The 6,105-nt window shown below is 42.8% G+C and carries 7 protein-coding genes, 1 pseudogene and 1 riboswitch; of the genes and pseudogenes, 7 read left to right on the top strand and 1 reads right to left on the bottom strand.

Going from position 1 to position 6,105, the window contains the following annotated elements:
• Positions 1 to 555: 555 nt before the first annotated feature.
• The 5 genes and pseudogenes from UF75_RS24250 to UF75_RS31190 all read left to right on the top strand — a co-directional run.
• Positions 556 to 1,128, top strand: a complete 573-nt coding sequence (locus UF75_RS24250) for a sigma-70 family RNA polymerase sigma factor (RefSeq protein WP_197079531.1) — start codon at positions 556 to 558, stop codon at positions 1,126 to 1,128.
• A complete protein-coding gene (locus UF75_RS24245) occupies positions 1,118 to 1,888 on the top strand; it encodes a DUF4367 domain-containing protein (protein WP_045577086.1) in 771 nt (256 codons plus the stop codon). Before UF75_RS24250 ends, UF75_RS24245 begins: the two co-directional genes overlap by 11 nt.
• Before the next feature lie 84 nt (positions 1,889 to 1,972).
• Positions 1,973 to 2,407, top strand: coding sequence for a hypothetical protein (locus tag UF75_RS24240; protein ID WP_045577085.1), 435 nt, complete (start codon positions 1,973 to 1,975; stop codon positions 2,405 to 2,407).
• Positions 2,408 to 2,562: 155 nt separating this feature from the next.
• Positions 2,563 to 2,652: riboswitch (cyclic di-GMP riboswitch) on the top strand.
• A 985-nt stretch (positions 2,653 to 3,637) separates the two neighbouring features.
• Positions 3,638 to 4,054, top strand: coding sequence for a sigma factor-like helix-turn-helix DNA-binding protein (locus UF75_RS24235; protein ID WP_045577084.1), 417 nt, complete (start codon positions 3,638 to 3,640; stop codon positions 4,052 to 4,054).
• 450 nt (positions 4,055 to 4,504) lie between these two features.
• Positions 4,505 to 5,278, top strand: a pseudogene (locus UF75_RS31190) (recombinase family protein); the annotation flags it as partial.
• Positions 5,279 to 5,339: 61 nt separating this feature from the next.
• Here the strand turns inward: UF75_RS31190 and UF75_RS31185 are convergent.
• Entirely contained in the window at positions 5,340 to 5,501 is a 162-nt protein-coding gene (locus tag UF75_RS31185; RefSeq protein ID WP_348983099.1) for an SHOCT domain-containing protein, read from the bottom strand.
• 34 nt (positions 5,502 to 5,535) lie between these two features.
• Here UF75_RS31185 and UF75_RS27745 point away from each other — a divergent pair, with 34 nt between their 5' ends.
• Positions 5,536 to 5,844, top strand: a complete 309-nt coding sequence (locus tag UF75_RS27745) for a recombinase family protein (RefSeq protein ID WP_282433861.1) — start codon at positions 5,536 to 5,538, stop codon at positions 5,842 to 5,844.
• Positions 5,781 to 6,105 (top strand): IS66 family insertion sequence element accessory protein TnpB (gene tnpB / locus UF75_RS24225; RefSeq protein WP_045577083.1); only part of this gene is annotated, 325 nt, incomplete at its 3' end. The genes UF75_RS27745 and tnpB, both read left to right, overlap by 64 nt.

The following is a 6,105-nucleotide window of genomic DNA, read 5'->3' as shown; positions in this document are numbered from 1 at the left end:
TATATATTTGCAAGTGGACTTAAATTGCAGTTGTCGAGTACATCAAAGTTTCCTGTCTCTCCATGTTCCGGATATGGGATTCAAGCGAATCGGTCAATTGATGACCGGGGGAGCATGAAGAAGCAAGTGTGATTGCATCACCATATTGGCTCATATTGATATGACGGAATCCAGGCTTTTTGATTTCAAATTAATCACCCCCTTCGATTCTATTTATCTTAACCAAAGCATATTGGCTTTCGATTAAAACCAAGATAATTTTAATTTCCCTCGCGGTTCAGAAAGCATCTGTTTGAACGGGGCAGCAGTACATCTTGTCATACCCAATGATATTTGTGACTACTATTTTTTGATATGTAATTTTTTCCTTTAAAGGGTTTTCCATCTTATCTATATAGACAATCTGAGAAAACTTTTGCAACACATATTTCTAGAAAATTTTTTATCAAGCTTATTTTTGATTGTTTTTAAGGAGTCTTTATTTTTTCATCACAATTCTAATCTAATTGCCTGTATAATTATAATTGTATAATTAATAACAAAGGATGTAATTAGATGATAATGATGATAATCGCCGCAATGGAAGGTCAAGATAGTAAGGCCTTTATGCTTAGCTTATATCAGGACTATTACGGTCTCGTTCGGAAGACAGTTTACAATATTACGCATGATGAGGACAATCTGGAAGACCTGATTAATGATACTTTTTTTAAATTGATTGAAAAAATTTCTTTAATTCGTACATTAGACGGTTGCAAAACGGCCGCTTATGTTGTCTATACTTCCAGGAGTGTGGCAATCAACTTTATAAAACACAGAGACGTACAGAAAAAGCATGTGTATTATGGTGAAGACGCCGACTTGGCTGAAGCGATTTCTGGCCTTGAAGAAACTATTGAAGACAGGATTATCCATCAGGAAGAAATAGAAGAGATGGGGAATTCAATATTGAGACTTCCGGAGCAGCAGAAAGATCTGCTGTATTTTAAGTACATGTTGGGAATGGATGATGGTGAAATAGCGGGAATTTTTGGCATAGCTTCCGGTAGTGTCCGGCAGTATTTGACAAGAGCCCGAAGAAAGGCTAAAAAGCTCATGGATAAGGAGATGAATAAGTATGCCAAATAACAGCTCGGAACAAATCAGGGAAAAGCTTTATGAAGAATATGAAGACAGTCTGTTCAGGCTGGTCATGCACGATGCCGCGGAAAAAGAAGGGAAAATTTTTTTGGAAGAAAAAGAAAGGCTGAAAAACAACCCTGATTTTTTACCTTCCGAGGAGACATTCCAAGGGTTTAGCCAACAGCTGGACACTCAATTAAAAAAGCCGAAGGCTTATGCCGCGAGGCGGCGCATTTTGAAGGCCTTAAACAGATCTGCTATAGCCATGCTGGTTGTGTTTATTCTATTGTTTGCCACCGTAGCTAGCGTACAGGCATGGAGAGTCAGAGTATTGAATTATTTGATGGATATTCAGCCGAAATATACGTCTTTTCAATTAAAGGAGAGCAATAGCGGTTCGGGCAGCGGAAGTCCGGTTGTTAACTGGACCAAGGCCTATGTTCCGACCTATATCCCGGATGGATATAAAGTAAGTAACATCTCCAGCAACAAACCACTAAAAAAAATTGTATTTGAAAGTGAACAGGACAAAGATTCACTTATCATTTATACAGAATTAAGCGAAGCCAACAGCCCTGCGGTGGATACGGAAAATGCTTCCGTCTTTAAAACAATCAGTATCAACGGGCATGAGGGAACGCTTGTATTGAAAAATTCCATCATTACAATCGTATGGCAAATGGATAATAGTTTGTTTACGGTTCAGGCACCGATGAGTGAAGACACTGTGCTGAAGATAGCCGAAGGAGTAAAATATGTAGATTAAAAAATATTTTTTGCTGAAAACTGTTGCAAAAAACCTTCTTTGTTGTCTTTAACTATTGAAAGATATCAAAGGAGGTTTTTATTTATGAAAAAATTTATCTTCATGGGTCTAATTGTCCTTATGGCCGTTTTCTCCGTCGTTCCGGCTTACGCAGCTGATGGGACAAGCAATGTAAGAACACAAGGATTGATAACTCCTCAATTCACGTACATTTCGCTTTTAAGTCCGGGACTATCTATCGATTCATCAGGGTTAGCAACTTGCATAGGGGACGTTACTATTTACAACAATTCGTACAGTACGGTTTTGACAGCCCAATTACAGAAATCCACCAGCAGTGGTTGGACCACAATCAAGACATGGACATCGTCAGGAACAGGAGTTGCCGGCACTGAATTAGTAGAATATTACTATGTTATAACAGGGACCTATCGTGTATGTGCTACCGCTAAAGTTTATAACGCTTCCGGTATTTTATTGGAAACAGAATCAGTATACTCCGCTACGGTAACATATTGAATTAGCTTGCTATAATGTTGGATCGAGTACCATAAATTAAACGTGGGTATATCGCTATTTAAAATGTGGAGAGATAAAGGGATTGACATCGAAAAGCAAGAGTATTTGCTGAGGCCGCAGGACAACCCGCTGGCCTCATAATAAAATGAATTAATCAGTGATAAGGGCAAACCTGTCAAAAGACAGGGACGCAAAGCCATAGGGTCTAAGGTGCTTATCAGCACTATGACAGCCTGGCTGCCGCGGAGACTATGTGTTTAAACCTGCCCTTTCTGCGCAGGTTTTTGTATTTCATTATTAATTTGTTATGAAAAATACCGCTACCTTCGAATTTGCCGTTGGAAAGAGATGGTTCAAAAGTTATCGGTTTATATGCTACTTGGTGTCCTGCAGAGCTTTCACTGTGGTTGCTGCGATCTTAAGCTCGCGCTCATTACACAGACGAAGCAACCGGTCAGCTGCTCAACTTCAGTCTTCGTGCGCTTATTTTCAGGAAAAAGATTGTATCTGCTGATATACCTAACTCCCGGATGAGGTAAACAGGACATCGTAACTCGCTTTCTTATTTTCGTTTTCAATAGACATGAGGTAGGGGGTGTTATCCTCAATTTTCAAACCAACTGCTCCTGTGTATAATTATCATTTTTCTGGGCTGTTTTAAGAATGTCCCCAGTTTATCAAAATCATTGTGCACTATTAGTTCACCTCATACAACAAACTACAGTTTCTAATGGCAAACGACATGATACTAAATACCCATAAAAAAACTCATAGAATGCATATAACAATCCAATATGTGAGAAATTGCTCCGCCATATAAAAAAAGCGTAAGTTTGGCGGGTGTATTTCAACATGCTTGTAAAATAATGCCCCTCCGAATTTGCGGATTTGGAGGGGTATTTGTGTTTATAGAGTATACTGCAAAAAGTCAGCAGCCGGTATTAATAATTAGCGGCTTGGTGTAGTGAAGCGGACATCATTTGTCTTTGCTCCATCGTCGTTAATATTGAACTGTTAAAAAAGACCTATGCTATCCCAACGGATAAGTATGGCTGTCATGTAGAACTGCCACAGCCAAATAATCGTATATATCAATTTAATAACGCTCATTTGGGATCTCTTCAAGTGGGCGTTTTCGCGTGTAAAAAGGGCAATTCCGTTGGTTGCCGATCTCCTCCGCTTGTTCTTCATTTTCCGGATTTAAAAAATCTTGAAATGGAGGACAAGCTTATGGATAACCATGATAAAAAATATACCCTGCTGGTCGGGAAAAAACGTATCCCCGTGACCCAGGAGGTCTATAAGGCCTATTACCGCTGCAGAGACAGGGAGAAATACCTGGACAAGCTGGCGGAGGATAACAATATGTCGCTTGAGGGCTGCAATGAGAAAGGCATATCCGTGGAGTATATAATTTCTGCTGCAGTTGATTCCATGGAGGATATGATTATAAGCGAGATGCTGCTCGTAAAGCTGCGCCAATGCCTTAAAATGCTCGACGAGTCTGAGAAAACGCTGATCGTAGAGCTGTATCTTCAGAGTAAAAGCGAACGTCAACTGTCGAAGGAAACCGGTATTCCCTCAATGACAATACACGACCGCAAGACCAAGATACTTAAAAAGCTAAAAAAATTGATGGAAAAATAAAAAAATTTCCGTGCAGCCCCTCACTTTTTTCCCTAAAGAAGTGAGGGGCTTTTTTTATTCTCCTGTTGCTCTTTGAAAATTTTATATCCGGCAGCATAAATACATGAGCTGTCCAGCCGTGTGAAAAGCGGCAGCGACGTTGACGGGCGCGCCAAGACAGCCTGCGGATGGGTGACAGGCATCCGTCGAACCGATGGTATCGAAGGTGACGAGCGAGAACGCCCGGTCATAAAACGGTCTGCGGTGGACTGTATTGCCATAAAATGGACAGTGACAATGCTACTTCCGTCCAGCCACAGATTCAAGCAATGGTGCGGCTCGCAGAGATCCTGGGAGAGGTGAAATTCCTATGGCGTTTGCTTAACCGGCAAACCGTTTATGCTGCCGTCCTCAGAGTCGCAAGGCTTTTCCGCTTCGGGAAGTAGTGTCGAATAGAAGCGGCAATTCGTAATGAAGAACAAGCAGATCTTTTTTAAATCTTGGAAACTATGCGGCAAGGCGGTCTTTTCCGTCCTGCCGTATCCTTCTGAGATTAAATTCAAAATATTAGAAAATATCAAGGAGGAAGTCGATATGCGAAAGGAAGCATTGGCTGAATTGCTAAAGAAGGATATCATCATCGGACATGTATACGGGCTTGACGGAGGGCGTCAGGAATATTATTTTGAGAAGTCCCCGTCCGGTATTGCAAGCTTTGTCATGCTGAAAAAGAAGCATGCGGTCAAGATTATTCTGACGGATACGCTGGACAGGCTGATGCTGGACACCTATGGCGAATTCATAAACTGTTGCCCCGATCAGAAGTATCTGCAAGAAATCACGAAGGAGCTGGTACCCATGCAGCTGGGAGATAAGGAGCCTGTCGAAATACCGATTGCGAGCGTTGAAGAAGCTCAAGCCTTCTGGAGCCAGGAAAGCCGGAAACGAGCATGGATTTACTGCCGGATCGACGCACCGGAGGATACCCACGGCGCCCTAAAGGGTCAGAAAAAGGAGCTTATGGATTATGCCGAGCAGATGGGCTTTATGGTCGTCGGTGAAGCTGAGGATATGGGGGGCGGTCTGGATTTTGACTGCGCCGGTCTTGCGGAGGTCATGAAGGTTGCCGGTGATGGCAAAATGGATGTATTGCTGATAAAGAAGCTTGACCGCCTGGGGCGGGATACGGCAAAATTGCTGGATCTTCTAGGAGGATTAGATCAAATGGGGATCGATCTTTATGCACCGCTGGAAGGCCTGTTAGCAACACACAATACCACACAAGCTTTGAGATATCCAGGTGTTTTTACACATATACTCCGGAAAGCTCCGGCGAGAAAGTCTGGCGATTCAATTGGTCAATTTTTTTGTACTCAGCAGGGGAGATAAGGCCGTTACGGAGCATAATATCCAATAGCTTCACCGCTACCTTGTATTTCACCTCATTGGCTACCTGATTCTTTGACATATCGCTCACCCTCCGTTCACTGCAAAGAAAGGGAATGGCTAAAAAAGTAGTAAAAATAGATCCTGTTAAGCAGCAGGTCGTCCGGCAATTACAGCCCAAAAAACGGGTTTGCGCTTATTGCCGGGTTAGCACCGATTCCCGTGAGCAGCAACATTCCTTTACCGCACAGTTGGAGTATTACACCGCCTTGATTGAAAATCAAGAGAACTGGCTGTTCGCCGGAATTTACGCCGATGAAGCAAGAAGCGGCACATCGCCGATGAGGCGGACCATATTTACTTGGCCCTGGGAGCCACCGATTTTCGCAAACAGCAAAATGGACTCGCCTCCTTGGTGGCCTTGAAATTTAAACTGGATCCCCATGCGGGAACAAGCGTCTTCCTGTTCTGCAATAAACGCCACAATGCCTTGCGAGCTTTACGCTGGGACGGCAACGGCTTTATCCTGGTTACCAAAGCACTTTCCGACGAAATGAAATTCCAGTGGCCGAAGAATCAGGGCGAAGTAAGGGACATCACCAAGCGTCAACTGGCCTGGCTCTTGGAAGGATTGCAAGTTGACCAGAAAAAAGCGCACCAAGACAAGGTTGACACGACGGGCATTA

It is taken from the genome of Desulfosporosinus sp. I2 (assembly GCF_000960765.1).
GTDB lineage: Bacteria > Bacillota > Desulfitobacteriia > Desulfitobacteriales > Desulfitobacteriaceae > Desulfosporosinus.
The sequence above is the reverse complement of the archived record's forward strand: the minus strand, read 5'-3'. Positions and strand labels throughout refer to the sequence as shown.